24 protein-coding genes and 1 other RNA gene are annotated in these 23668 nt (G+C 68.9%); 23 read left to right on the top strand and 2 right to left on the bottom strand.

The window, feature by feature from the left end:
- Nucleotides 1-47: 47 nt before the first annotated feature.
- Genes SACMADRAFT_RS04970 through SACMADRAFT_RS04990 form a run of 5 tightly spaced genes read left to right on the top strand, consistent with a single transcriptional unit; the run spans nucleotide 48 to nucleotide 4101 of the window.
- Nucleotides 48-1463 carry a sensor histidine kinase gene (locus SACMADRAFT_RS04970; protein WP_040926103.1) on the top strand — a complete coding sequence of 472 codons (1416 nt, stop codon included), beginning with the start codon at nucleotides 48-50 and terminating at the stop codon, nucleotides 1461-1463.
- A 41-nt stretch (nucleotides 1464-1504) separates the two neighbouring features.
- Nucleotides 1505-1927, top strand: coding sequence for a roadblock/LC7 domain-containing protein (locus tag SACMADRAFT_RS04975; RefSeq protein WP_009152694.1), 423 nt, complete (start codon nucleotides 1505-1507; stop codon nucleotides 1925-1927).
- The gene (locus SACMADRAFT_RS04980; RefSeq protein ID WP_009152695.1) at nucleotides 1924-2283 is read left to right on the top strand and encodes a DUF742 domain-containing protein; all 360 of its coding nucleotides are present in this window, start codon (nucleotides 1924-1926) and stop codon (nucleotides 2281-2283) included. The genes SACMADRAFT_RS04975 and SACMADRAFT_RS04980 overlap by 4 nt, the downstream gene beginning before the upstream one ends.
- 22 nt (nucleotides 2284-2305) lie before the next feature.
- Nucleotides 2306-2872 carry a GTP-binding protein gene (locus SACMADRAFT_RS04985; RefSeq protein ID WP_009152696.1) on the top strand — a complete coding sequence of 189 codons (567 nt, stop codon included), beginning with the start codon at nucleotides 2306-2308 and terminating at the stop codon, nucleotides 2870-2872.
- Entirely contained in the window at nucleotides 2869-4101 is a 1233-nt protein-coding gene (locus SACMADRAFT_RS04990) for a cytochrome P450 (protein ID WP_009152697.1), read from the top strand. Before SACMADRAFT_RS04985 ends, SACMADRAFT_RS04990 begins: the two co-directional genes overlap by 4 nt.
- On the opposite strand, the gene SACMADRAFT_RS04995 is transcribed toward SACMADRAFT_RS04990, so the two are convergent.
- Entirely contained in the window at nucleotides 4067-5302 is a 1236-nt protein-coding gene (locus tag SACMADRAFT_RS04995) for a cytochrome P450 (protein ID WP_009152698.1), read from the bottom strand. The two genes, SACMADRAFT_RS04990 and SACMADRAFT_RS04995, sit on opposite strands and share 35 nt — an antisense overlap.
- A gap of 126 nt (nucleotides 5303-5428) precedes the next feature.
- Between SACMADRAFT_RS04995 and SACMADRAFT_RS05000 the strand changes: the two genes are divergently transcribed.
- The 18 genes from SACMADRAFT_RS05000 (at nucleotide 5429) to SACMADRAFT_RS05080 (ending at nucleotide 22647) form a co-directional block, all read left to right on the top strand.
- Entirely contained in the window at nucleotides 5429-6229 is an 801-nt protein-coding gene (locus SACMADRAFT_RS05000; protein ID WP_009152699.1) for a Nif3-like dinuclear metal center hexameric protein, read from the top strand.
- Nucleotides 6230-6248: 19 nt separating this feature from the next.
- The gene (locus SACMADRAFT_RS05005) at nucleotides 6249-6986 is read left to right on the top strand and encodes a zinc ribbon domain-containing protein (protein ID WP_009152700.1); all 738 of its coding nucleotides are present in this window, start codon (nucleotides 6249-6251) and stop codon (nucleotides 6984-6986) included.
- Nucleotides 6983-8152: a bifunctional RNase H/acid phosphatase gene (locus SACMADRAFT_RS05010; RefSeq protein WP_009152701.1), complete on the top strand. Its 1170-nt coding sequence runs from the start codon at nucleotides 6983-6985 to the stop codon at nucleotides 8150-8152. The genes SACMADRAFT_RS05005 and SACMADRAFT_RS05010 overlap by 4 nt, the downstream gene beginning before the upstream one ends.
- A gap of 70 nt (nucleotides 8153-8222) precedes the next feature.
- Nucleotides 8223-8622, top strand: an RNA gene (gene rnpB / locus SACMADRAFT_RS28805) — RNase P RNA component class A.
- 67 nt (nucleotides 8623-8689) lie between these two features.
- Complete coding sequence (locus SACMADRAFT_RS05015; RefSeq protein ID WP_009152702.1) at nucleotides 8690-9043, top strand: VOC family protein; 354 nt, start codon at nucleotides 8690-8692, stop codon at nucleotides 9041-9043.
- Nucleotides 9044-9165: 122 nt separating this feature from the next.
- Nucleotides 9166-10020: an SAM-dependent methyltransferase gene (locus SACMADRAFT_RS05020; protein ID WP_009152703.1), complete on the top strand. Its 855-nt coding sequence runs from the start codon at nucleotides 9166-9168 to the stop codon at nucleotides 10018-10020.
- Nucleotides 10021-10129: 109 nt separating this feature from the next.
- Nucleotides 10130-10999 carry an SCO6745 family protein gene (locus SACMADRAFT_RS05025; protein WP_009152704.1) on the top strand — a complete coding sequence of 290 codons (870 nt, stop codon included), beginning with the start codon at nucleotides 10130-10132 and terminating at the stop codon, nucleotides 10997-10999.
- Between the two features lie 493 nt (nucleotides 11000-11492).
- Nucleotides 11493-11756 (top strand): hypothetical protein, encoded by a 264-nt coding sequence (locus SACMADRAFT_RS05030; protein WP_009152705.1) that lies wholly within the window; start codon nucleotides 11493-11495, stop codon nucleotides 11754-11756.
- A gap of 15 nt (nucleotides 11757-11771) precedes the next feature.
- On the top strand, nucleotides 11772-12254 hold the full coding sequence (locus SACMADRAFT_RS05035; protein ID WP_009152706.1) for a hypothetical protein: 483 nt from the start codon (nucleotides 11772-11774) through the stop codon (nucleotides 12252-12254).
- A 3-nt stretch (nucleotides 12255-12257) separates the two neighbouring features.
- Nucleotides 12258-15164 carry an ATP-binding protein gene (locus SACMADRAFT_RS05040; protein ID WP_009152707.1) on the top strand — a complete coding sequence of 969 codons (2907 nt, stop codon included), beginning with the start codon at nucleotides 12258-12260 and terminating at the stop codon, nucleotides 15162-15164.
- Nucleotides 15161-17206, top strand: coding sequence for a magnesium transporter (locus tag SACMADRAFT_RS05045; protein ID WP_009152708.1), 2046 nt, complete (start codon nucleotides 15161-15163; stop codon nucleotides 17204-17206). Before SACMADRAFT_RS05040 ends, SACMADRAFT_RS05045 begins: the two co-directional genes overlap by 4 nt.
- A gap of 12 nt (nucleotides 17207-17218) precedes the next feature.
- Nucleotides 17219-17809, top strand: a complete 591-nt coding sequence (locus SACMADRAFT_RS05050; RefSeq protein WP_009152709.1) for a hypothetical protein — start codon at nucleotides 17219-17221, stop codon at nucleotides 17807-17809.
- A gap of 2 nt (nucleotides 17810-17811) precedes the next feature.
- Nucleotides 17812-18804 carry a C40 family peptidase gene (locus SACMADRAFT_RS05055; protein WP_009152710.1) on the top strand — a complete coding sequence of 331 codons (993 nt, stop codon included), beginning with the start codon at nucleotides 17812-17814 and terminating at the stop codon, nucleotides 18802-18804.
- 33 nt (nucleotides 18805-18837) lie between these two features.
- The gene (locus SACMADRAFT_RS05060) at nucleotides 18838-19614 is read left to right on the top strand and encodes a hypothetical protein (protein WP_009152711.1); all 777 of its coding nucleotides are present in this window, start codon (nucleotides 18838-18840) and stop codon (nucleotides 19612-19614) included.
- 66 nt (nucleotides 19615-19680) lie between these two features.
- Nucleotides 19681-19890, top strand: a complete 210-nt coding sequence (locus SACMADRAFT_RS05065; protein ID WP_009152712.1) for a hypothetical protein — start codon at nucleotides 19681-19683, stop codon at nucleotides 19888-19890.
- A 204-nt stretch (nucleotides 19891-20094) separates the two neighbouring features.
- The gene (locus SACMADRAFT_RS05070; protein ID WP_009152713.1) at nucleotides 20095-21510 is read left to right on the top strand and encodes an RNB domain-containing ribonuclease; all 1416 of its coding nucleotides are present in this window, start codon (nucleotides 20095-20097) and stop codon (nucleotides 21508-21510) included.
- Complete coding sequence (locus SACMADRAFT_RS05075) at nucleotides 21473-21877, top strand: DUF4326 domain-containing protein (RefSeq protein WP_050998322.1); 405 nt, start codon at nucleotides 21473-21475, stop codon at nucleotides 21875-21877. The genes SACMADRAFT_RS05070 and SACMADRAFT_RS05075 overlap by 38 nt, the downstream gene beginning before the upstream one ends.
- On the top strand, nucleotides 21874-22647 hold the full coding sequence (locus SACMADRAFT_RS05080) for a helical backbone metal receptor (protein ID WP_009152715.1): 774 nt from the start codon (nucleotides 21874-21876) through the stop codon (nucleotides 22645-22647). The genes SACMADRAFT_RS05075 and SACMADRAFT_RS05080 overlap by 4 nt, the downstream gene beginning before the upstream one ends.
- Before the next feature lie 16 nt (nucleotides 22648-22663).
- Here SACMADRAFT_RS05080 and pip read toward each other — a convergent pair whose 3' ends face one another.
- A complete protein-coding gene (pip, locus tag SACMADRAFT_RS05085) occupies nucleotides 22664-23623 on the bottom strand; it encodes a prolyl aminopeptidase (RefSeq protein WP_009152716.1) in 960 nt (319 codons plus the stop codon).
- Between the last annotated feature and the right edge of the window lie 45 nt (nucleotides 23624-23668).

Below are 23668 nucleotides of genomic sequence, written 5' to 3' on the forward strand. Positions count from 1 at the left end.
CCATTTCCCTGTCCAATGTGAGGCGCGCCGTCCAAATGCGCTCGCCGATGAACCGGACCCTCCTCGTACTTCTCGTCTCCGTGCTGGTCGTGGGTGGGCTGTGGCTGTGGGTCACGCTCGCCACCTCGGCGTCGGATCGAGTGCTGGTCGGGGTGGTCGGTGGCGGCATCGCCGCGTTGCTGTGCGCGGCGACGGCCATCGCCGCCTACCGCTCGTCGCAACTCGACTCCTACAGAAGGCGTGCGGAGTCGCTGGAAGCCGACCTCGCCCAGTTGGTCGACGAGATGCTGCCCGCGGCCGTTCGCAGACTTCGCGACGGCGCGTCCGCCGACACCGTGATCTCCGAGTTGCCGAGGGCCAACCACGAGACGTACGACCGTATCCTGCGCACGCTGACCAAGGAGATCAGCGTCGGCGAGCGGCAGAAGGCCGCGGCGATGGCCGCCTGCGCCAACGCGGCGGGCCGCGTGCAGGCACTGGCCACCAGCATGCTCGCGGACCTGCGTGAGATGGAGGACCGGCACTCCGAAGAGGTGCTCGGTGATCTGCTCAAACTGGACCACAGCACCGCACAGGCGGGCAGGCTCGCCGACAGTATCGCGGTGCTGACCGGCGCAAGGTCCGGCAGGCGCTGGACCAAACCGATCGTCATGGAAAGCATCCTGCGCGGCGCGATGAGCCGGATCCGCGCGTACCAGCGGGTGCGGCTGCACTCCACGAGCACGGCAGCCATCGTCGGTTACGCCGCCGAGGACGTGATGCACGCCCTGGCCGAGCTGATGGACAACGCGACGCGGTTCTCCGCTCCGTCCGAAGAGGTGCACGTCTACGTCGAGGAACTGCACACCGGCATCGTCGTCACCATTGAGGACGGTGGACTCGGTATGAAGCCACAGGCGCTGGAGCGCGCCGAGCGCGCGGTCTCGGCCACCGAGCCGCTCGACCTCACCAAACTCTCCGGCACCCGGCTCGGGCTGGCGGTCGTCGGCTGCCTCGCCCGTAAACACCAGTTGCACGTCTTCTTCCGGCCTTCCTCCCGTGGCGGAACCGGAGTGGTGCTGCGCATCCCGAACCAACTGGTCACCCAACCACGCCAGGAGCCGTTGTCACACGTGTCCAGGTCGGTCTCGGTGACCTCGCCATCGTTGCCGTCGATGCCCTCGTTGCCTTCGGAGCAGGCGGCTTCCTCCTCGCAGCCGAGCTCGCAGGGCAACACCGCGACTGCCGTGCTCGACGACGAACCTCAGCAGCAGCAACCGCAGCAACAACAGCAGCGGACCCTGCCGAAGCGGCGCCGCGGGCAGACCCTCGCGGCAGCACCGCAGCCACCGGTGCCTTCGCGGGCGCAGCCCTCCCGGCCACGCACCGACGCGGGCGCGAGGTTCGGTGCGTTCCGCAAGGCCACGCGATCGAACAAACCGGACGGTGAACCCGCACCTGGTCAGGAACGCGATCCGCGGTGATCAGCCCGGTGTCCACATCCGACAGCAGCTAAGGAACCCTCATGAGCACGACGACGAACCAGAACCTGGAGTGGTTGCTGGAGAGCCTGGTGGAGAGCACACCGGGAGCCGAGCACGCTTTGGTGTTGTCGCGAGACGGGCTCAAGCTCTGCCACACGACTGAGCTGACCACGGACAGGGCCGACCAGCTCGCCGCGATCGCGGCCGGAGTGCAGGCGCTGGCGCAGAGCGCGTCGATGGAATTCGGTGACGGCACCGGAGGCGTGCGGCAGTCCATGACGGAGTTCCACGGAGGGCTGCTGTTCATCGTGGAAGCGGGTGAAGGTGCCCACCTGGCGGTGCTGGCCACCGAGGAGGCCGATGTCGGCCTCATCGGACACAAGATGGACGAACTGGTCGAGCAGATCGGCGCGTTCCTCACCTCGCCTCCCCGCCAGCCCGAGCAAAGCAACCAGCCGGCATGATCAGAGGCGCTGTAGACAGCGAAGACCCCGACCGGTTGTACACCCTCACCGGCGGGCGAAGCAGGGCGGAAGACACCGGGCTCGACCTCGTGACGCTCATCGTCAGCGAGTCCGACCCCACGACCGGGATGCAGTCCGAGCACGTCAAGATCCTGCGGATCTGCCGCTACCCAACGGCGGTGGTGGAGATCGCCTCCGAACTGGGGTTGCCTGTCAGCGTCGTGAAGATCCTGCTGTCCGACCTGCTCGACAGCGGCTACGTCACCGCTCGCCACCCGACCTCGCCTCGCGTCGGCGCCGAGCTCCCCGACCCCGCATTCCTGAAGAAGGTGCTCGTTGGACTCCACAATCTCTGAGCTCACCACCCGGACGCCGCTCATGAGCACGGCCGCGGACGGTCTGAAGATCGTCATCGTCGGCGGGTTCGGGGTCGGCAAGACCACCATGGTGCGCTCCGTCAGTGAGATTCGCCCGCTGAACACCGAAGAGACCATGACCCAGGCGGGGCTGGGCATCGACAGCAATCGCGGCGTCGCCGACAAGACCACCACCACCGTCGCGTTCGACTTCGGCCGCATCACTCTCAACGAGCAGATGGTGCTCTACCTGTTCGGCGCACCCGGCCAGGAGCGGTTCTGGTTTCTGTGGGACCGGCTGTTCGCGGGCACGCTCGGCGCCGTGGTGTTGGTGGACACCCGAAGGGTCGAGGACTCCTGGTATGCCATCGACCGGTTGGAGCACCACGGCACGCCGTTCATCGTGGCCCGCAACAACTTCCCGGGGGCGACACACGGCCTGGAGGAGTTGCGTGAGGCCCTGACGCTTTCCGACGACGTCCCGCTCATCGACTGTGACGCCCGCGAGCGCGAGTCTTCGAAGCAGGTCCTGATCACCCTGGTCGACCACCTCTACACGCTTTCGGCAGCCCGCGAACCTGTGCCGTGACCGACCTGGAATCCGCCCTGTCGAGTGCGGTTCAGCTGTACGGGCCAGGGTTCCAGCGCGACCCCGGCCCGCTGTACGCGCGGATCAGGCGGGAACACGGGCCCGTCGCACCGGTACTGCTCGATGGTGACGTTCCTGCCTGGTTCGTCACCGGATACCGAGAGGTGCACCAGGTGGCGAACGACCCGCAGCTGTTCGCCCGAGACACCCGGCGTTGGAACAGGTGGGACCGCGTACCGCAGGACTGGCCGCTGCTGCCCTACGTGGCGCACAACCCCTCGGTGATGTTCACCGAAGGTGCCGAACATGAGCGCAGGGCGGGAGCCATCGGTGACGCGCTCGGCGCTTTCGACCAGTTCGAACTGGCCAAACACTGCGAGAACGTCGCCGACTCGCTGATCGACAGCTTCGCGGGCAAAGGCGACGCCGACCTGATGACCGAGTACGCGCTGCGCATGCCGCTGACCGTGCTCGCCAAGGTGTACGGGATGCCGCGGGATCGAACGCCCGCCCTGGTGCGCGACATCATGCTGTCGCTGGACGCCGGTCCCGGCGCGCTGCAGGCCTACGCTCGCGTGCAGCGGGCCATGACCGAGTTGCTCGACGACAAACGCCGCGAGCCGGGCCCGGACGTACCGAGCACGTTGCTGGCGCACCCTGCCGGGCTCGTCGACGACGAGATCGTGCTGGACCTGCTGGTCGTCGCCTCGGCCGCACAGCAACCGACCGCCAACTGGATCGGGAACACGATCCGGCTGATGCTCACCGACGAGCGCGTCGCCGTGACCCTCGTCGGCAGGCGGGAAAGCGTCGGCCAGGCACTGAACGAGGTGCTGTGGCACGACACTCCCACGCAGAACTTCATCGGCCGCTTCGCCACCCGCGACACCTACCTCGGCGGTAGGCGCATCCGCGCGGGCGACCTGCTCGTGCTGGGGCTGGCCGCCGCCAACGCCGATCCCGACGTGCGGCTGGCGGCGCCCGACTCCGGCGGAAACCATGCCCACCTTTCGTTCGGTCACGGCGAGCACGGCTGCCCCTACCCGGCACCGGAAATCGCCGAGACCATCGCGAGAACGGCAGTCGAGGTGCTGCTCGACCGGCTGCCCGATCTCGCACTCGCGGTTGCCCCGGAGAGTCTGCAGTGGCAGCCCTCGGTATGGATGCGGGGACTGACCAGCCTGCCTGTCGCCTTCAGCCCGGCGTACGTCGCGCTCGCGGCGGAGTGAAACGCACCGGCAGCGCAGCAGGGCCCCGCGTGAACACACCTTCCTCCACGACCGCGGCGCCCTCGGCCTGCCGCATGTCGGGCATCGCGTCCAGCAACTGGTCCAGGCCCACCTCGACCTCCGCCTTGGCCAGCAGCGCGCCGACGCAGAAGTGCCTGCCCGGTGCGAACGACACGTGCTGGGCGGCCGCGGTGAACGCCGTGTCGGTGGGAAGGTCGTCACGGAAGATGTCGAATCGATCCGGGTGGGCGAAGCGAGCCGGGTCCCGGTTGGCCGCGCCGATGAGGCAGGTCAGCGTGCTTGCGGCCGGGACGACACCGCCACTGAGCCGCACGTCCTCCGCAGGCTGCCGCATGATCATGTGCACCGGGGGCGAGTAGCGAAGGGTTTCGGCGAAGGCGCGGGGAATCAGGCCTCGGTCCTCGCGCACCGCGCGTAACTGTTCGGGGTGTTCCAACAGGTTCTTCACGATGCCTGCGATCGCCTTGTCGGTGGTCTCGCCGCCCGCGGCGAGCAGTAGGCTCACGAACGCCTTGATGTCCTCGTCGCTCATCCGGGTGCCGTCGACCTCGGCGGCGCACAACTGGGAAAGCAGGTCATCGCCCAGGTCGTGCCTGCGCTGCTCGATGATCGGGATCAGGTACTCGGACAGCTCTTCGCGGGTGCGCAGCCCCGCGGCCGCGACCTCGGGATCCTGGCTGAGGTTGCCGAGGAACGCGATGATCGAGGTGTACCAGCGTTGGAATCTGTCGTGGTCGGCGCGGTCCAGCCCCAGCATGTCCACGATCACCCTGATGGGGAAGTGCCTGGCGAAATCGTGCACGATGTCGGCGCTTCCGGTGTCGCGGAAGGCATCGATGAGTTCCCGCGCGTTGCGTTCGATCACGGGCAGGAACTTCTGCCGCAGTTCCTGACCTCGGAAGGCGGGAGCGACCAGCGCCCGGCGAACGGAGTGCTCGCGACCGCTCATCTGCAGGATCGTCCTGCCGTGCACCGGTTCGAGCTGCCAGCTGTAGTTGTCGGTTGTGAAGACGGGCTCTTTGAAGGCGCGCGCCACGTCCTCGTAGCGGCAGACGATGTAGCTCTGCGTCGGTTCGTGCCAGAGCAGCGGCGAGCTGTCCAGCATGACCCGGTATGCCGAGTAGGGGTCAGCTGCGAACTCGGCCGAGAGGATGTCGGGAGGTTCGCTTGCCGCGGTCATGGTTCTCCTCGGTGAGCGAGCGGTGACCCTAGGAGACTAGCGATCTTCACCCCTTCGTATGGTCTGCCGCCGGGCAAGTTCAGACGGTTGGACTAGAGCCAACAGCGTGCGTGGGAGGATCGGGTCATGACTCGCACGGTCTCGGATGTGATCGCCGCGCTCGACGCCGCCTACCCCCGCGAGCTCGCCGAGCCGTGGGACGCGGTGGGGCTGGTCTGCGGAGACCCGGCCGAGCCGGTGGAGCGGGTACTGGTGTGCGTGGACCCCGTCACCGCCACCGTCGACGAGGCGGTGGAGACCGGAGCGGGGCTGATCGTCGCCCATCACCCGTTGCTGCTGCGCGGGGTGCACGGAGTCGGCACCGACACGACGAAGGGTTCACTCGTCCACCGCATGATCCGCTCGGGCATCGCACTGTTCTGTGCGCACACCAACGCCGACTCCGCCGATCCCGGCGTGTCGGATGCGCTTGCGAGTGCGCTCGGACTGAAGGTGCTGGCCCCGCTGGCGCCGCACCAGGTCGGCGGCACCACCGGGATCGGCAGGATCGGCGAACTCGCCGCCGCTGAACCGTTCGGCGACTTCGTCCGCAGGGTCGCCGCCGCGCTGCCCTCGACCGTCCCTGGCGTGTACGGGGCGGGCGACCCGCATCGTCCGATCAGGACCGTCGCCGTGTCCGGCGGTTCGGGCGACTCCTACCTGGACGCGGCCTGCGCGGCCGGTGTGGACGCCTACGTCACCGCCGACCTGCGACACCACCCCGCGGGCGAGCAGCTGGAGGCAGGAGGGCCCGCGCTGGTCGGAGTGACCCACTGGGCGAGCGAATGGCCGTGGTGCGGGCAAGCCGCCGAGGTCGTGCGAGCAGCGGGTAACGTCGAGGTTCACGTCTCGACGCGATGCACCGACCCGTGGAGCCTGCGAGCGTGACAACGAACGGAGCGATTCAGTGAAGGCAGACCCTTCCGTGCAGCGCCAACTGCTCGACCTCGCCAAGGTCGACGCCGAGCTGTCCCGGATCGCACACCGCCGCCGCACCCTGCCGGAACTGGCCGAGATCGAGGAGATCGAGAAGCGGCTACGCGACCGCCGCGACGCGCTGGTGGGCGTTCGCACCTCGGTTTCCGACCTCGAACGTGACGTGGCGAGGCAGGAACGGGAGGTCGATTCGGTCCGGGCCAGGGCCGAACGGGACCGCTCGATGCTGGCGTCCGGATCGGTCGCCGCCAAGCAGCTCACCGACCTCGAGCACGAGCTGGATTCGCTCGCTCGCAGGCAGTCCGCGCTCGAGGACGACCTGCTGGAGACCATGGAGCGCAAGGAAGCGCTCGAACTGGACGCGCAGCGGACCTCGGCCGAGGTGGACAAGGCCGAGCAGGAACTGCGGGCCGCAAGCGGCCGTAGGGACGAAGCTCTCGCCGACCTCGACACCACACAGGCCCGCCGCGAGCAGGACAGGGAACGGCTCGTTCCACGCATCCCGGAGAATCTGCTGGCACTGTACGAGCGGGTACGGCAACACAAGGGCATCGGCGCGGCTCTGCTGCGCGCACGCCGCTGCGGGGCGTGCCAGCTCGAACTGGACAGGGCCGCGATCGCCGAGATCAAGGCCGCACCGGAGGACGAGGTCGTGCAGTGTGAGAACTGCGGCGCCATCCTGGTGCGCACGCTGGAGTCGGGGCTGTGAGTCGACACGTCATCGTCGAGGCCGACGGCGGCTCGCGTGGCAATCCCGGGCCCGCCGGGTACGGCGCCGTGGTGAAGGACGCCCGCAGTGGGGAAGTGCTTGCCGAGCGCCAGGAGGGGCTCGGCGTGGCGACCAACAACGTCGCCGAGTACCGCGCCCTGATCGCGGGGCTGGAGGCCGCGGCGCGGACGGGTGCCACCGCGGTCGACGTCAAGATGGACTCCAAGCTCGTTGTCGAGCAGATGTCGGGGCGGTGGAAGATCAAGCACGCCGCGCTGCAACCGCTGGCGTTGCGAGCACGGGACCTGGCGGCGGGCTTCGACCGGGTGACCTACGAGTGGATCCCACGCTCCCGCAACGCGCACGCCGACCGGTTGGCCAACGAGGCCATGGACACCCAGGCGAACGGTGGAGCCGCGGGCGGCGGCAACGGAACCGAACGAGCTGAGGCGAGCGAAGGTGACCCGCAGCCGCGCAGGCCCGCTTCACCGACCGCATGGACCGGTGCCAAGGGCAAGCCGACCAGGTTGCTGCTGCTGCGGCACGGGCAGACGGAGCTTTCGGTGGATCGGCGCTACTCCGGCCGCGGCGACGTCGCGCTGACCGAAGTCGGGCTTGCGCAGGCCGAGGCGGCGGCCAAGCGGCTGGCCACGATGGAAGGGTTGGGCGTGCTCGCGGGTGAGGCGGGCGCGCTCCCGAGCGAGCTGCCGATCGTCACCTCGCCGCTGACACGTGCCCGGCAGACCGCGGAAGCGGTGGCGAGCGCGCTCGGCGGGCGGGTGGAGACCCACACCGGGCTGCTGGAGACCGACTTCGGGGAGTGGGAGGGCCTGACGTTCGGCGAGGCGGCCGCCCGCGACCCCGAGGTGCACCGGCGATGGCTGGCCGACACGTCGGTGCACCCGCCCGGCGGCGAGAGCTTCGACGAGGTGCACCGCAGGGTGGATGCGGCCCGTGAGGAACTGTTCGAACGTTACGAGGGTCGCACCATGGTGCTCGTCAGCCACGTGACACCGATCAAGTCGCTGCTGCGCATGGGTCTCGATGCGGGACCATCGTTGCTGTTCAGGCTGCATCTGGACCTTGCTTCGCTTTCGGTCGTCGACTTCTACGGCGACGGCAACGCTTCGGTGCGCCTTGTCAACGACGTCTCACACCTGAGCTGACCTTCGAAGGGTCGCGAGGCGGGTGCCACCTCGCCGCAGACCCATCGGCGGTGGGTAAACTGGATGAGGACGAGTTGGCAGGGCGGTCGCGGTTGTCGCGAACAGCGATGATCGAGGAAAGTCCGGACTCCGCAGGGCAGGGTGGTTGCTAACGGCAACCCGGGGTGACCCGCGGGAAAGTGCCACAGAAAGCAAACCGCCTGGTCACCAGACCAGGTAAGGGTGAAACGGTGGTGTAAGAGACCACCAGCGTCCCGGGTGACCGGGGCGGCTCGGTAAACCCCACCCGGAGCAAGGCCAAGAGGGAGCGATACCGCTCCTGCGCAGGCGATTGAGGGCTGCCCGTCCGAGGCCTGCGGGTAGGCCGCTCGAGCCTGCCGGCGACGGCAGGCCCAGATGGATGGCCGCCCAACCCGGCCGCCCAAGGGCGGTCGGGGGGACAGAATCCGGCTTACATGCCAACTCGTCCACCTGCGCTCGCGGTGAGCGGCCGATCAATCGGCTGCCTTTCGAACGGCTTCGTGGTACCCACTTCTCATGTCTGCGCGAGTGCTCGCCGTGGCGATCGACTGTGCCCACCCGGTTCGGTTGGCGCAGTTTTGGAGGTCCGCGCTCGGCTACCCACCACCACGCCGGTGGCAGGACTCCGATGGCCTTGAGTACATCCAGTTGGACGGTGATCCGCCGTTGCTGTTTCAGCCGGTTCCGGAACCGAAGTCGGGCAAGAACCGGCTGCACCTCGACATCGCACCGGTTTCAGGCGGCCAGTACGCGGAGGTGGAGCGGCTCGTCGGGCTGGGCGCGGTGGTCCTTTCCGACGAAGAACGGCATCCGTGGGTGGTGCTGGCGGACCCGGAAGGCAACGAGTTCTGTGTGCTGCCCGCCCGGTAGCACCTCCCGGCGACTCTGCCGTACCGGTTCCCGCTTCGACCGCACGTTCCCACCGCCTCGCGGGTTCGCTACGTTGTGTGCCGAGCAGTGCACGCCCGGATCGAAGCGGTGGGAGCAGACCAATGGCGAACATGGAAAAGGCGGCGGCCCCGAGTTCCGTGCCGGTGGGGGTCGACCCGAACCGCGCCAGTATCGCCCGCGTCTACGACGCCGCACTCGGCGGCAAGGACAACTACGAGATCGATCGTCAGGTGCTCGACGCCATCAAACGTGCCGTGCCCGAAGTGCGCGACATGGCCTGGGCCAACCGTAATTTCCTGATCAGGGCGGTGCGGTTCCTCTCCGACCACGTCGGCATCAAACAGTTCATCGACTGTGGCTCCGGACTACCCACAGCAGAAAACACCCACCAGGTCGCGCAACGGATCGACGAAGAGACTCGCGTGGTGTATGTCGACAACGACCCGGTCGTGCTCGCCCACGGCAACGCGCTTCTGGTCGACAACGACCGCACCTGGATCGCCGACGCCGACATCTACCAGCCGCGGCAGGTGTTCGAGCACGAGTTCGTTCGCGAACACATCGCACTCGACCAACCGGTGGCATTGCTGCACGTCTCGACGATGCATCACTACCTCGGTGATGACTACGCCGATGTGATGCGCGACTACATCGACCGGCTACCCAGCGGTTCCTACGTCGCGTTCAGCCACTTCTACGACCCCGAGGATCCGGCGCTGTCACCCATCGCGCGGCACATGGAACAGGAGATGCTGGGAAGCCCGATGGGCAGCGGGGCATTCCGCACCCGGGAGCAACTCCTCGAGATGGCCGATGGGCTCGAGATCGTCCAGCCTGCTCGCGGTGTCGAACCCGATCTGGTGCTGTGCGACGAGTGGTGGCCGAACGGACCACACCTGGAGCCGCTCAACGAGGCGCAGCGGATCATCGGCTGCTGGGTCGCCCGCAAACCCTGAGTGGCGCCCTTCCCGCCCGCGGAAACGCAGCCTCCGGCCGACTTGGCGGGGTCGGCCGTCATCTGGCGCCTCTCCCGCCCGCGGCATGCAGTCGTTAGGCTCACGCCCCATGGACGACGAAGCCCGCGCTGCCACGCGTCATTGTTACCGGGTGCTCGAGCCGATTCACTCGATGATCTACTTCGCCCCCGAGGCCGAGCAGGCCTACCTGGAGGCCGGGCTGGACAAGGGTGGTCGGCTGGCCTACTTCGCCAGCCGTGCGGCCGCGCTTGGGCCGGTTGGTGCGGGCGTGGTCGCGGCGACCTTCTACAACTTCAACCCGGAACTGGTCGGCAAGCACATTCCCCGTGCGTGGACCCTGGCAAGCCCGGCCGACCTGGTCTCAGCGCGTGCCGACGCGGCCGGTACGGCGTTGCGCCGGCTACTCGGTGAGCAACTCGCGTCCTCCGATGCGCTCGCGGAGCTCGCCGAACTGGCCAGACAGGCCGCGCAGGGCGCCGAGCCGGACGGAAGGCCGCTGTTCGCCGCCCACGCCGATCTGGACTGGCCCACCGATCCGGTGGTGGTGCTGTGGCATGCGGCGACGCTGCTTCGCGAGTACCGCGGTGACGGCCACATCGCAAGCCTGCTCAACCACGGGATAGCGGGCCTGCCCGCACTGGTGACCCACACCGCGACAGGCAAGGGTTTCCTTCCCGAGATCGCCAGGAAACTGCGTGGCTGGTCGCAGGAGGAGTGGGACAGTGCGCAAGCCCGGCTTCGCGAGGAGGGCATCGTCGACCACGACGGGGCGCTGACCGAACGTGGGGTTGCGATGCGCGAGCGGATCGAGGGGGAGACCGACGCGGCTTCGTCCGCGCCGTGGTCGCGGCTCGGCGCGGACAAGACCAACCGGGTGCGGGAACTCGCCAAGGAGCTCAGCCGTGCCGTCGTGGCAGCGGGTGCCTACCCGTCAGGGCTGTTCGCCAGTCAGCGTTGACAGTAGCGAGAAGACTCGAACGGACGACCCGTACCGGAGGTGCGCTTGGTGCGCCTCGCACCGGAGAACGGCCACCGGCTTAACCCGATCGGATGATCGTGGGCGTCGGAACGGCCCATGCGGCCGTTCACCCGGACGATCCCGGCCAAGGCCTCGATCGGGCCATGGTTCACTATGCCAGCCGGGTCAGGCGGGCGGTTGGCGTACCGAGCGTGAGAAGGGTCCACAACGCGTGGGTGAGGTCTGCAACACACTAGGACATCCGGGTGGACTTGGTTTAAACCTCGATACCGCTGCCGCGATGATGGAGGACGGACAAGTCTGCAGCGAATCCGATCGCGAGATGGGCCGCGGGGTCGACCATCACGCTTGGGAGGCCTTTGACCCTCACATCTCGTCACGCCATGATGTTGTTTGAACACGGCAAGTGCTGGAAACCTGCGGGGCGCACGACGGCGCCCCGCACCACACTCCGGGCACTCGGGAGTACGCGATGACCACGATGACGCTTGCGGCACTGGCGCAAGGTGAGCTCAACACGACAGGAGTTCGTGCTTGGCTGCTCGACAACATTGTTCCGCTGGTACTGCTCAGCGTCGCGCTGCTGTTGCTCTGGCTCGGCGGGGGCAAGGGGGACAATGCGGGCGTGATGCGCAGGCTGGCCGGCGTGGTGGTCGCACTCGCGATCATCGGATTGGCCGTCAGCGGGCTCGGGGTGGACGTCGGCGAATGGCTCGCCGGTCTGTTCACGGGCTGAGGTAGGGCTCGCGCGGTGCGCATCAGAACCGACGACGAGGTCTACCGGGTCGACGCGGTCTGGCTCGGTCCACCGAAGGCCACGTTTCCCTGGCGTGCCCGCTACGTGGCGTGGGGCGTCGGCATCCCGCTGTTTCTCGTGGTGCTCGGGGTTGAACGGCAGATCGGCATCGGCTTCGGCTTCTTCTCGACGGCATGGGCGTTCGTCATCACGATCGCCCTGACACGGGTCATCACAGCGAAGATCAGCCACGAGCGGCCGCTGAGCGCCGTGTTGAACATGTGGCTGCGAGAGCTGCGTACCCCGCGTGAGCGCAGGACCGGCACGGGAGGGGCCGCGAGCGCGAGCAAGATCAGGATGAGAACCGAGCGGCCGAGGCCGCGAACCAGGCGCGGGCAGCGCACCAGATCGGGCAGGCAGACCGGCCCGAAGCAGCATCCACCACAGGTCCCAGCACGAGCGCGCCGCCGCCGGACACCGGCGTCGGTCGGGAGGTAGTCGTTGTTCGGTCGCGGCCGCAGTCGGAACACCCAGCAGCCTGCACCGTCTCAGCAGACCGACGGTGGTCGCCGGGGCAGGCGGTTGCCCGGTGAGCAGGAGATACCCAGCTACACACCGTCCATAGCCGCTCGCTCCATCGACGGGCACCTGCTGCGTACCGGCCAGGAGGTCTACGCCTGGTACCGCCTCGCGCCGCAACGCTGGTCGTTCCGCTCGGACTCGCAGCGGCGCGACCTCATCGCCGCGATCGCAGGCCAGTACGCGGAGTTGCAGGGCCGCTGGCTGCACCTGCGGGTCACCAACCGTCCCTACCCGATCCGGATGTGGGCCGAAGCCCACGTCCACAACGCGCACAACCGGCCGCCCGACGTAGCGGGGTCACTGTCCTTCGACGACTACCTCATCGGCGAGCAGCAGCAGCTCATGGGTCGGTCGATGGCGGAGAAGGAGGTCTACCTCGGTGTCCAGGTCCAGACCCGCACGGTGGTGGACAGGGCCGTGGAACGGGCGGCACCGCTGCTGCGCAAGATCCTGCCCGAGGCGGTCGACGCGGAGCTGACCGCACTCGACTCCGAGGTCGATCACCTCGACCAGGTCATCGGCTCCGCCGGTCTCGAAGGCCGCCCGGTGCACGCCGAAGAGATGTCCTGGTTGATGCACCGCTCCTGCTCGCTGGGGCTGCCCGCTCCCCGCAACCTTCCCGCCGTGCCGGGAGCGGCATGGGAGCCTGAGGACCTCGCCAGCTTCACCGACGCCGCGGACCTGCACTGCGACCCCTACGCGCCGACTGTCACCGTCCGCGGCAGGACCGGCACCAACGCCGGAGTCACGCGCCACGTCGCCGTGCTGACCGTCGGCCAGATGCACGGTCTGCAGATCCCCGAGGTCGACGACCCGTGGGTGCAGCACGCCGACCGGCTGCCTGCCGCCGTGGAGTGGTCGGCACGGATCTACGTGCGCAGGCCCGAAGAGGTCGCGGGTGAGCTGCAGCGGCAGATGAACAAGGTGCGGTCGCAGGTCAAGCACTACACCGACGAGCACGAGCTGGAGCCGCCGCAGTCACTGGCCCGGCAGGCGTCGCGGGTGCTGGAGATCGACGACGAGATGACCTCCGGCTTCACCGCGCTGGCCACCAGGGTCCGCTCGTGGTGGCGACTCGCGGTCTCCGGCGCCACTGAACGGGAGGCGCTGCGGCTGGCGCAGCAGTTGCTCGACCTCTACAAGCCGAAGGTCGCGATCGAACACCCCGAGGCGCAGTACGCCATGGCCAGGGAATTCATTCCCGGCGAGCCGCTGGCTTCCGGTGCCTACCTCCGGCGAGGCTCGGTGGTCTGGGCCGCGGCTTCGGTGCCGACCGCCACGGCCGAGGTCGGCGACCGCAGGGGCATCCTGCTCGGCGAAACCTGCACCGCGACAAGGCGTCCCGTGGCGTGGGACCCCTGGATGGCGCAGGAGATCCGCGACGGCTCCGGCCTGACCGCGATGGTCGCGGGACTGGGAGGCGGCAAGTCCTTCCTCGGTGGCGGCATCGTCTACAAAACACTCAGAGCAGGCGCGCACTGGACGATTCTCGACCCCTCCGGGCCGCTGTCGAAGCTGTGCGACCTGCCGGAAATCCGGCCCTACGCACGCCCGATCAACCTGCTCAACGCGCAACCAGGCATTCTCAACCCCTACCGCGTCGTCGCCGAGCCGATGCTGGAGCACTTCCTCGACGAGGACGACCCGGAGCGGGCGTGGCGGCGGGAGCGAGCCCTCGCCGGAGCCACCCGCCGCAGGCTGGTGCTCGACGTGCTGACCGGTGTGCTGCCCTACGACGTCGCCCGCATGCCGCAGACCCGGATCGTGCTGCTGCGCGCCGTACGAGCCGTCGGCGGCCGCTACGATGCCGACCCCGGCCAGGTGATCGACGCGCTGCGCCGCGACTCCAGCGAGCACCACGAGCACGCGGTGGTGGTCGCCGACTTCCTCGACGAACTGCGCGAGCGTATGTCGCTGCTGATCCCGGAGCAGGACGCCGACCCCTACTCCGACACCCGCGACGACCGGCTGACGGTGTTGACCATGGCAGGGCTCACGCTGCCGAAGGAAGGTGTCGGCCGCGAGCACTGGACCGACGCCGAGGCGCTGGGCGTGGAGATGCTGAACCTCGCCGCCTGGCTGACCCAGCGCTCGGTGTACGAGAAGCCGAAGGACCTGCGCAAGGGCGTCTGGATCGACGAGGCGTTCTTCCTTTCCGAAGTGCCCACCGGCCGGGTGCTGATGAACCGGTTCGCACGGGACTCGCGGAAGTGGAACGTCCGGGTGCTGCTGTCCTCGCAGATCCCCGCCGACTTCCTGCGCATCCAGGGCTTCGTCGCGCTGCTGGACTCGGTGTTCGTCGGCAGGCTCGACGACGAGGAGGCACAGGCCGACGCGCTGCGCCTGCTGAAGGTCCCGGTCGGAGTCGGCTACGAGCAGGTGGTGGCCGCACTCGGCAGGCGCCCGGGGTCACAGCGTGAGGTCGAGCGCGACCGCGAACCGAGGCAGTTCATCTTCGGTGACGGCGCGGGCGGTGTGGAACGCATCCGGGTCGACTTCTCCGGCCCTCACCTCGAGCATCTGCGCAACGCCCTGGACACCACACCCGGAGCTGTGGTGGCCGAGCGAAGGCCCAACTCCAGCACCGTGGAAGCGGCACAGTCGGAACTGCCGGAAGTGCCCTCACCGCCCGACGACGAACTGGAGGAGGATCTGGAGCTCGCCGCCGAACTCGAGGTCGGCCTGACCGAGGAGCAGATGCTCGAAGAGGGCTCGCAGGGCGAGGCCGCGGACAGCACACACCAAAGCGCACACCAAGACGACAAGAATCGGGAGCAGCAGCCCGCGGGAGCCGGTAAAGACGGCACCGGCAGGGATGCGGCATGAGCCTCCTGCTGACGATCCTGTTCGTCTGCGGTGCCGTGTACGCGTGGCGTGCCGTGCGCCGCGCTCGTGGTGTTCCCGCGCGCGACCGCGACAGACGCCGTTCGCTCGCCGTGGTCATCGCCATCGTCGCCTTGCACACCGTGGTGTTCGCGCCGCCCGCCGCCGCGCAGAGCTGCGAGGAGCCGAACCCGGAACGGCCGGGCGCGGGCATGGTGGGAGCGATCGATCCACCTGTCGGGCACGGTGAGGGGGGTAGCGCCTACCGCGACTACAGCTATGCCGGACTGGTGTGGCACGTCTACGACTGCGACACCAACCCGCTGGCGATGGACCCGGAAACCAGCATCGACACGTGGGCGGGCAACCAGCTGTTCAACATCGGCAAGAACATCGTCGGTGCCACGAACTCGCTGCACTACACGGTGCTGGAAGGCGGGTTGCTCAACCCCATCTACAACGCGGTGTCCACCGGCGCCGAGAAGGTCTACAACAACGTCTACGCGCAGCTGTTCGGCGTGGTGGCGCTGCTGCTGGCGATCCTGCTGTTTCGCAACATCTGGCGCGGTGATCTGTCCACCGTCAGCAAGCGCGCGCTGTTCGCCCTGGGTGGCGTGTGGCTGGCGGCGTCGTCGCTGGCGCTGCTGCGCTACTACGACGAGATCGACAACGCCATCGTGCAGACCACGACCAATATTCAGGCGGGCTTCGTCGACGACTCAGACCGGGTGATTCGGCATGTGCTGCCAACGCAACTGCACACGCAGGTGATCTACAACAACTGGCTGCGCGGCGAGTTCGGCTCGCCGGACGCGCCGCAGGCAGAGCAGTTCGGCAGGCCGCTGCTGGACGCACAGGCCTTCACGTGGGAGCAGATGCGTAACGGCGACGACGCCGACCAGGCCGTCATCGAGGACAAGAAGCAGCAGTTCAAGAGCATCTCGACACAGCTGGGGCCGGCGACCGGTTACTTCACCGGTGAGGACGGCAGTCGCACCGGCGTTGGGCTGCTCGCCTTCCTGCAGAGCCTGTGCTACGCGCTGTTCCAGTTGTTCGCCAAGGCCGCGGTGCTGCTGGCACAGATCCTGGTGCGGCTGTTCACGCTCACGGCGCCGCTGATCGGCCTGGTCGCCATCGTGCACCACGACATCCTTCGCAGGGTCGGAAAGGTGCTTGGCACCGTCGCGTTCAACCTGCTCGTGCTGTCCGTGCTCGCCGGGGTGCACGCGTTGCTGCTGCAAGCGATCTTCTCGGCGGGCACGGCGCTTTCGATGCTGACGCAGATGGTGATCGCCGGGCTGGTCACGGTCCTGCTCTTCATGGTCGGCAAGCCCGGCAGGCGGTTGTGGCAGATGGTCGAGATGTCGGTGGGCATGGTCGGCGCGGCGGTACCGTCACCGCGTAGCGGGTTGTTCTCCCGGTTCCGCAGGCACTCCACCGAGCCGAGCCCGCAGGACGAGTTCTGGCGCAGCATTCAGGACAGCGATGAAGCCGAGGGCGGCGCGCGGACACGCGGACCGGTGGGCGCCATGTCGGGCGGCCGGTTCCGTCCGGAGGCCACCGTGGTGGCCACGGCTCAACGGCTCGACACCAAAGGTGGGAGCCACCCTGCCACACACTGGCGTGACGAACTGGGCACGAGCACGGCCAGGTCCGCTCTGCCCGCGGGCGGCGGCGCATTGGGTGCCTTCTCCTCGTATTCTCCGGGCCGCTCGCCTGGCGATTACGCCGGCGGCGGTCGGTCGGTGCAGGCGGGTGTGCCGAGCAGGAAGGTCGACACCGTGCCGATCACTGACCGAGGTGCGGATCGAGCCGATGACCTCGATCCGGTTGTGGTGCCGTCGCGGCTGGGTTCGGTCGGTGCCGGTGAACAGCCACCCGCGGCGGCAGGGCCCGCGCCACCCGTTTCGGGAGTCGGCGCGCCGCAGCCGCGCCGGGTGGAGCCCGAACTCGTCGCGGGCAGGCCGGTGTTCGTGCTGTACCGCCCCTCACGCGGCCTCGAGGTTCGTGACGAGTCCCGAGACACCGACCGAGTGGTCCGGTAGGGGGTCGTCGAGATGCCGATTCGTACCAACCGGGGGCGGGCGGCGGTGTATCGCCGCCTGTGGGGCTGGCCGTTGCGGTCTCCGGTGCACCTGTTCGGCACCTTCGTGTTGGTCGTCGCCGCCATCGTGGCCGCGGGGATAGTGGTGCCCAGGTTGCTGGGTGCCGACGGTGGCGCGGCAGAGACGCCGCCAGGCTCAGCGGTCGGCTCCACATCGGACATCCAGCGGGAGACCGGCAGCAGCCGGTTACCCACCCGGTTGAGCGAGCCGCTGGCCTCACCGACCACCGCGCCCCCGGACCCGGAGGCGCTGCGGGTCGCGCGCGAGTGGGCGACGAGGTGGGCGACGCACCCCGACGGAACCACGATCGACCAGTGGATCGAGCGGCTTCGCCCTTACACCACCGACGAGTACCTGCCTCGAATGCGCTCGGTGAACCTGGCGAACATCCCGGCGACGAAGGTGACCGGCGAGCCGAAGGCCACCAACTCCTTCACAAGTTCCGTCGACGTCGAAGTGTCCACCGACGGGCCGACGCTCCTCGTCAGTGTTGTCCGCACCGACAAGGGCTGGCGCGTCGCGGGCTACGACCAGGTGGGGTAGCCGTGCGTGGCGGGCTACTGGTTGGCTTCGTCGCCGCGGCGGCCACGATCGTGCTGCTCGCGGCGGGCAGCGTGGTGATCATGGACAGCCAACGCAGGCAGGCGCAGGGGGTGACGCCGCTCAGTTGCGATGCGGCCATCGGACCGACACAGCCGGGCGAGCGTAGCCGCGGGTCTGCGGATGCGGCCAACCTCAGCGATGAGCAGCGCGGCATCGTGTCGCTGATCGTCTCGATCGGTAAGCGACGCGACTTGTCCCCACGGGCGTGGCAGGTGGCCATCCAGGCGGGGATGACCGAGTCGGGGTTGCGCAACCTCGACTACGGCGATCGCGACTCGCTCGGGATCTTCCAGATGCGGCCGTCGATGGGGTGGGGAACGCCCGCGCAGGTCACCGATCCGCCCTATCAGGTCAACAAGTTCTTCGACGTGTTGGAGTCGATACCTGGTTGGCAGAGCATGCGGCCGGGAGACGCCGCGCAGGCTGTCGAGCGATCCGCGTTCCCGGACCGCTACCACCGCTGGGAGCCGATGGCGGTGCACCTGGTGGAAAACGTCGGCGAGGTCGCGGACGCCACCGGCTGCGGCGAAGGCATGGGTGAGCTCCTTCCACCCAACGACGCGGCGCAGGCCGCGATCCGGTTCGCGCTCGGTGAGCGGGGCAAACCCTACGTGTGGGGTGCGACGGGGCCGAACTCCTACGACTGCTCGGGTTTGATGCTGCGCGCCTACGAGGCGGCGGGAATCACGCTGCCGCGCGTGTCGCGTGACCAGTACAAGGCGGGCGCGATGCTGCCCTTGGAGCAGGCGCAGCCGGGTGACCTGCTGTTTTGGGCCTACGACCCGTCGAACCCGAGCACGATCCACCATGTCGCCATGTATCTGGGCGAAGGAAAGATCGTGGAGGCGCAGCAGTCAGGCGTGCCGGTACACACCAGGGATGTCGCATGGGACGAGGCCGAACTCGTGCCGCAGGCCATCCGGCCGGGCGTGTGAGGCCGGGAACGGTCGAGAGGAACGGAGTAGGTCGTGGCCAAGAAGTGGGGCAAGCGAGGCAAGGTACGCAAGGCTGTAGTGCTCGACCCGGTGCTGGACAACGCCGATCCGCGCAACATTTTCGGAATGCCACCAGCGCCGCGCAACGCACCTCCGGCATCGAGTACGCCGCTGGCCGACTACCTCGCAGGCGGTTATCCGGGGGTGGACGGGCGTTACGTGGTGCTGCCGCGCTCGCTCGCCGAAGCGATGCCACTGCCGTGGCAGCAGCAGTTGGTGAACCTGCTCGCGCAGTTCCACGGAACTCACCGCGGGCTTTCGTGGCCGACCTACCGTGTGGTGCCTTCGCGGCCGGAACGGCTTGTCGACCTCGACGAGGAACAGCTCGCCGAGGCCGGGTACCTGGTGGAGATCGATGCCGAGGGCGAGCTCGTCTACCGCGAGCGCAGCGGCAGGAGGGTGGCCGACCCCGAGCACACGACGGTGTTGGTGTCGTGTCTGGACCCGGTGCTGCGCCACGGCGAGGAAGCCGAGCGGCAGCGGGGCGGCCAGGTGGGGCCGGTCCCGATGAACATCGGCCCGCAACCGGTATGGCGCACCACGACGCCCCCCGCGCGCGGCCCGCAGTCACCACCGCAGTCGCCGGCCGCGGAACCGGCCGCGGCTGGAGAGAAGTCGGCGCGGGACTGGTTCGACGAGGACTCGAGCACGGCAACCGAGCACGATGACGCGGCAGCGAGCCCCGATACGGCCGAGTTCGGACCCACCGGGGACGAGCCGACCCAGCTGCCTTACCGGCACCACCGCTGAGGTCGGCGGCCAGGTTGCCTGCCCGGCACGGTGGCTTCGCGCTGAAGCACGTGCGAGGCTTCGGATATGGCAGCCAACAGCGATGACCCGAACCCGGACCCGGGCTGGTGGTACAACACCCGAACCGGCGAGGTCGAGCACGGCAACCTCTCGCGCTCGATCGACCGGCTCGGCCCTTACCCGGACGAAGCCACCGCGAGGCGCGCACTGGAGATCGCCCGTGAGCGCACCCGGCAGGCCGACCGTGCCGACGCGGAGTGGGAAGGCCGGGAGTGACTCGGCGCCGACGTCCGCGGTTCTGCGGATCGGTTCTCGGCCCTGGCGTGAACCCGGCTCGAACCACGAGGCGGGATCGGTTCCCGCGCACGTGTGCGTTGCGCACCGGTGAGCTCGTTCGCGGGGTGGCGGCCTGTCGTCGCCACCGGCAGTCCCTTCACACGATCGGGTCACCGGCTGCTGAATCGCGTTAGGGTGGCGGATGTGGCGCTCGCGGTCCACACGCCTGGCGCCGGCGACTTCGCTTCGCTGCGCGCCGAGTTCGAGCTGCCGGATTCGTTCTCCCCCGACGTGCTGGCCGAGGCGGCCGCCGTGGCGGGCGATCCCGCCGACTTCGCGGGCGGCCGCGTGGACGCCCGCCACCTGCCGCTGGTAACCGTCGACCCGCCAGGAGCCAAGGACCTCGACCAGGCCGTGCTCATCGAGCGCAGGCGCCTGGGTGGCTTTCGCGTGCACTACGCGATAGCGGACCTGGCGGCCTTCGTGCCACCCGGCGGCGCCATCGACCGGGAGGCTCGCGAGCGTGGGCAGACGCTGTACCTGCCGGACGGCAACGTCCCGCTGCATCCGCCTGAGCTTTCGGAAGGAGCCGCGAGCCTGCTTCCCGGCGTGGAACGGCTCGCCGTGCTGTGGACCATCGACACCGACGCCGGCGGCGAGCCCGTCGCCGTGCGGGTGCGGCGAGCCCTGGTGCGATCCGTGGAGCGGCTGGACTACGACACCGTTGCGGCGGCCCTCGTGGCCGGCGATCCACACCCGTCGATCGCCGCGTTGCCGCAGCTGGGCAGGCTCCGGCGCGACCTGGCGGTGCGAAGGGGAGCGGTGGAGCCGCAGCTACCGGAACAGGAGATCACCGCCGCCGAGGACGGCGGCTGGGTGCTCACCTTGCGGCCCCGCCACGAGGTCGAGGAATGGAACGCCGAGATCTCGCTGCTGACGGGCATGGCGGCGGCCTCGATCATGCTGGAGGCCAGAGTGGGGGTGCTGCGGACCCTGCCGGAGGCCGACGACGGCGCGGTCGGTTGGCTACGCCGCAGCGCCGAAGCACTCGGGATCGACTGGCCACGGGACGCCACGGTGGCCGAACTGCTCGCCGGGCTCGACCCGGCCAGGCCCGCCTCGCTGGCGCTGCACGCGGGTACCACCAGGCTGCTGCGCGGCGCCGGCTACACCGCGTTCGACGGCACCGCGCCGCAGTTGGCCACCCACGCCGGTATCGGCAGTCCGTACGCGCACGTGACAGCGCCGATCCGGAGGCTGGTCGACCGGTTCGCCACCGAGGTGTGCCTCGCAGTGACCCGGGGCGTGCCGGTGCCGGACTGGGTACGTGCGGCGTTGGCCGAGCTGCCCGAGCTGATGAGCTCCTCCGACACCCGCGCGGCCAGGGTCGAACGCGCCTGCCTCGACCAGGTGGAGGCGTGGATCCTGGCCGAGCACGTTGGGCGAACGTTTCGCGCGGTCGTGCTGCGCGCCGAGCAGACCCGGGCGGAGGTGTTCGTGGAGAACCCGCCGGTGCTGGGGCGCTGCGTCGGCACCGGCTTCCCGGAAAGCGGCCGGATCACCGTCCGGCTGACCGCGGTCGATGTCGAGAAGCGGAGGGTTGCCTTTGAGCGAGCGTGACCGCTGGACCGAAGCCGAACTCGAGTTGCGCGACGAGGTGCTGGCCGGGCGCGGTGTCGTGGTCAACGTGCGCAAGTCAGGCCCGCACTCCCACCTCGTCCCGTGGCTTGTCGAGCACGACCTGCTGACCTACGTCGGGCACAAGGGCAACCGGCACTCCTGGCCGGAGTCGGACTTCGCCAACCCCTTCGTCAAGGAAGCCGAACACGACAGGGAGGCGATGCTGCGGCACTACCGGGAACACCTCGAGCAGCGCCCCGACCTGCTGCGTAGGCTGCGCGCCGGGGAACTCACCGGCAGGGCGCTCGGCTGCTGGTGCGCCCCGAAGCCCTGCCACGCCGACGTATTGCTGGAGCACAGCCGGTGAGGGACGACCTCGGCGCCGATGTAGCGCTCGGCGGCCCACCCGGCCGGATCGTTTCGCTGGTCCCCGCGCTGACCGAGGCCGTGGCCGTCACGGCGCCGGGCCGTCTGGTCGGCGCTACCGACTACTGCACGCACCCGCCCGAACTGGACGTGCCCAGGGTGGGCGGTTCGAAGTACCCGCGGCTGGACGCGGTGCTGGATCTGCGGCCCGAACTGGTACTCGCCAACTCCGAGGAGAACCGGCAAGGCGACGTGGCAGCTCTGCGCGAAGCCGGCATCGCGGTGTGGGTGATGGCAGCACCCGCGACGGTCGCTATGGCACTGGATTCGCTGCGTGCGCTGTTCACGCAAGCGTTCGCGGTGGCGATCCCGGACTGGCTGGCCGAGGCAGACCGGCTGTGGCAGGAGGAGCGGCCAACGTGGGCGCGTGCGGTGGTGCCGGTGTGGCGCAAGCCCTGGGTGGTGCTGGGTAGGGACACCTTCGGTGGTGACGTGCTGCGCAGGCTCGGTGTCGAGCACGTCTACGCCGACCACGCCGAGCGTTATCCCCGGCCGAAGCTCGCCGAGTTGCGCGAGAAGTTCGACTCCGGTGAGGCGGACCTGCTCGTGCTGCCCGACGAGCCATACGAGTTCACCGCCGACGACGGCCCGGAGAGCTTTCCTGGCGTGCCGTACGCGTTGCTGTCCGGCAGGTACCTGACCTGGTACGGGCCATCACTGGTGGCCGCACACGGGGAGCTGGCACGGTCGCTGGCCTCGCCTCGGGTGTGACGACCACGAGTTCGGCTCAACGGGTCGCGAAGGTGTCGGTGGCCTGCCGCAGCGCAGGAAGGATCCCCGGGTCGGTCACGGCGTGCCCGGCGCCGTCCAGCAGCACGAGCCGCGAACCGGGCCACGCCTTGTGCAGTTCGTAGGCGGTGACGGGGGGACAGACCAGGTCGTACCGGCCCTGCACCAGCACACCCGGGATGGCGGACAGCGTGCCCGCCTCGTCGATCAGCTGCCCTTCGGCCAGCCAGGCACGGTTGGTGAAGTAGTGCAGCGCGATCTTGGCGAACGGTACGGCGAAGCCCGGCGCACTGTAGCTGCCGAGGTAGCGCTGCCGCTGCTGGACGGACACCAGCGCCCCCTCCCACGCGCTCCAGGTCACCGCGGCCCGCTCCCGCACGGCATGGTCCCGGCCGGTGACGAGCTGCCAGTAGGCGGCGAGCATGTCCGCGCGCTCGCCGGGCGCGACCATAGCGACGTAGCGTTCCCACTCGTCCGGAAACAAGTGGGCGGCGCCGCCGTTGTAGAGCCAGTCGAGTTCGCACTGCCGCGCCGTGAACACTCCACGCAGCACGATCTCACTGACCCGGAGGGGATGCCGCTGCGCGTAGGCGAGCGCGAGGGTGGCTCCCCATGAGCCGCCGAGCAGCAGCCACCGCTGGATTCCCAGCCGTTCGCGGAGCCGTTCCATGTCGGCGACCAGATGCCAGGTGGTGTTGGCGGACATGTCGCAGCCGGGATCACGGACGTGGGGGACGCTGCGCCCGGCGCCACGCTGGTCGAACTGCACGATCCGGTACGTGGCGGGGTCGAACAGCCTGCGGGTCAGTGGCGTGCTGCCGCTGCCCGGTCCGCCGTGCACGACCACGGCCGGTTTGCCGTTCGGGTTCCCGCTGACTTCCCAGTACACGAGGTTGCCGTCGCCGACGTCGAGCATGCCGTGCTCGTGCGGTGAGATCGGCGGGTACAACTCCTCCATTGCGGCGCTGACCTTAGCGGTCGGGACCCGCGCGCGGGCCCCGAC

Origin of the sequence: Saccharomonospora marina XMU15 (genome assembly GCF_000244955.1) — a bacterium.
Taxonomy (GTDB): Bacteria; Actinomycetota; Actinomycetes; order Mycobacteriales; family Pseudonocardiaceae; genus Saccharomonospora_A; species Saccharomonospora_A marina.

Coding starts and splice junctions, on each gene's coding strand:
- SACMADRAFT_RS05065 (WP_009152712.1), top strand. CDS start 19,681: ATGGCAGCCAACAGCGATGACCCGAACCCGGACCCGGGCTGGTGGTAC.
- SACMADRAFT_RS04980 (WP_009152695.1), top strand. CDS start 1,924: ATGATCAGAGGCGCTGTAGACAGCGAAGACCCCGACCGGTTGTACACC.
- SACMADRAFT_RS05045 (WP_009152708.1), top strand. CDS start 15,161: ATGAGCCTCCTGCTGACGATCCTGTTCGTCTGCGGTGCCGTGTACGCG.
- SACMADRAFT_RS04975 (WP_009152694.1), top strand. CDS start 1,505: ATGAGCACGACGACGAACCAGAACCTGGAGTGGTTGCTGGAGAGCCTG.
- SACMADRAFT_RS05050 (WP_009152709.1), top strand. CDS start 17,219: ATGCCGATTCGTACCAACCGGGGGCGGGCGGCGGTGTATCGCCGCCTG.
- SACMADRAFT_RS04985 (WP_009152696.1), top strand. CDS start 2,306: ATGAGCACGGCCGCGGACGGTCTGAAGATCGTCATCGTCGGCGGGTTC.
- SACMADRAFT_RS05025 (WP_009152704.1), top strand. CDS start 10,130: ATGGACGACGAAGCCCGCGCTGCCACGCGTCATTGTTACCGGGTGCTC.
- SACMADRAFT_RS04995 (WP_009152698.1), bottom strand. CDS start 5,302: ATGACCGCGGCAAGCGAACCTCCCGACATCCTCTCGGCCGAGTTCGCA.
- SACMADRAFT_RS05020 (WP_009152703.1), top strand. CDS start 9,166: ATGGCGAACATGGAAAAGGCGGCGGCCCCGAGTTCCGTGCCGGTGGGG.
- SACMADRAFT_RS05000 (WP_009152699.1), top strand. CDS start 5,429: ATGACTCGCACGGTCTCGGATGTGATCGCCGCGCTCGACGCCGCCTAC.
- SACMADRAFT_RS04970 (WP_040926103.1), top strand. CDS start 48: ATGAACCGGACCCTCCTCGTACTTCTCGTCTCCGTGCTGGTCGTGGGT.
- SACMADRAFT_RS05030 (WP_009152705.1), top strand. CDS start 11,493: ATGACCACGATGACGCTTGCGGCACTGGCGCAAGGTGAGCTCAACACG.
- SACMADRAFT_RS05075 (WP_050998322.1), top strand. CDS start 21,473: ATGTCGAGAAGCGGAGGGTTGCCTTTGAGCGAGCGTGACCGCTGGACC.
- pip (WP_009152716.1), bottom strand. CDS start 23,623: ATGGAGGAGTTGTACCCGCCGATCTCACCGCACGAGCACGGCATGCTC.
- SACMADRAFT_RS05015 (WP_009152702.1), top strand. CDS start 8,690: ATGTCTGCGCGAGTGCTCGCCGTGGCGATCGACTGTGCCCACCCGGTT.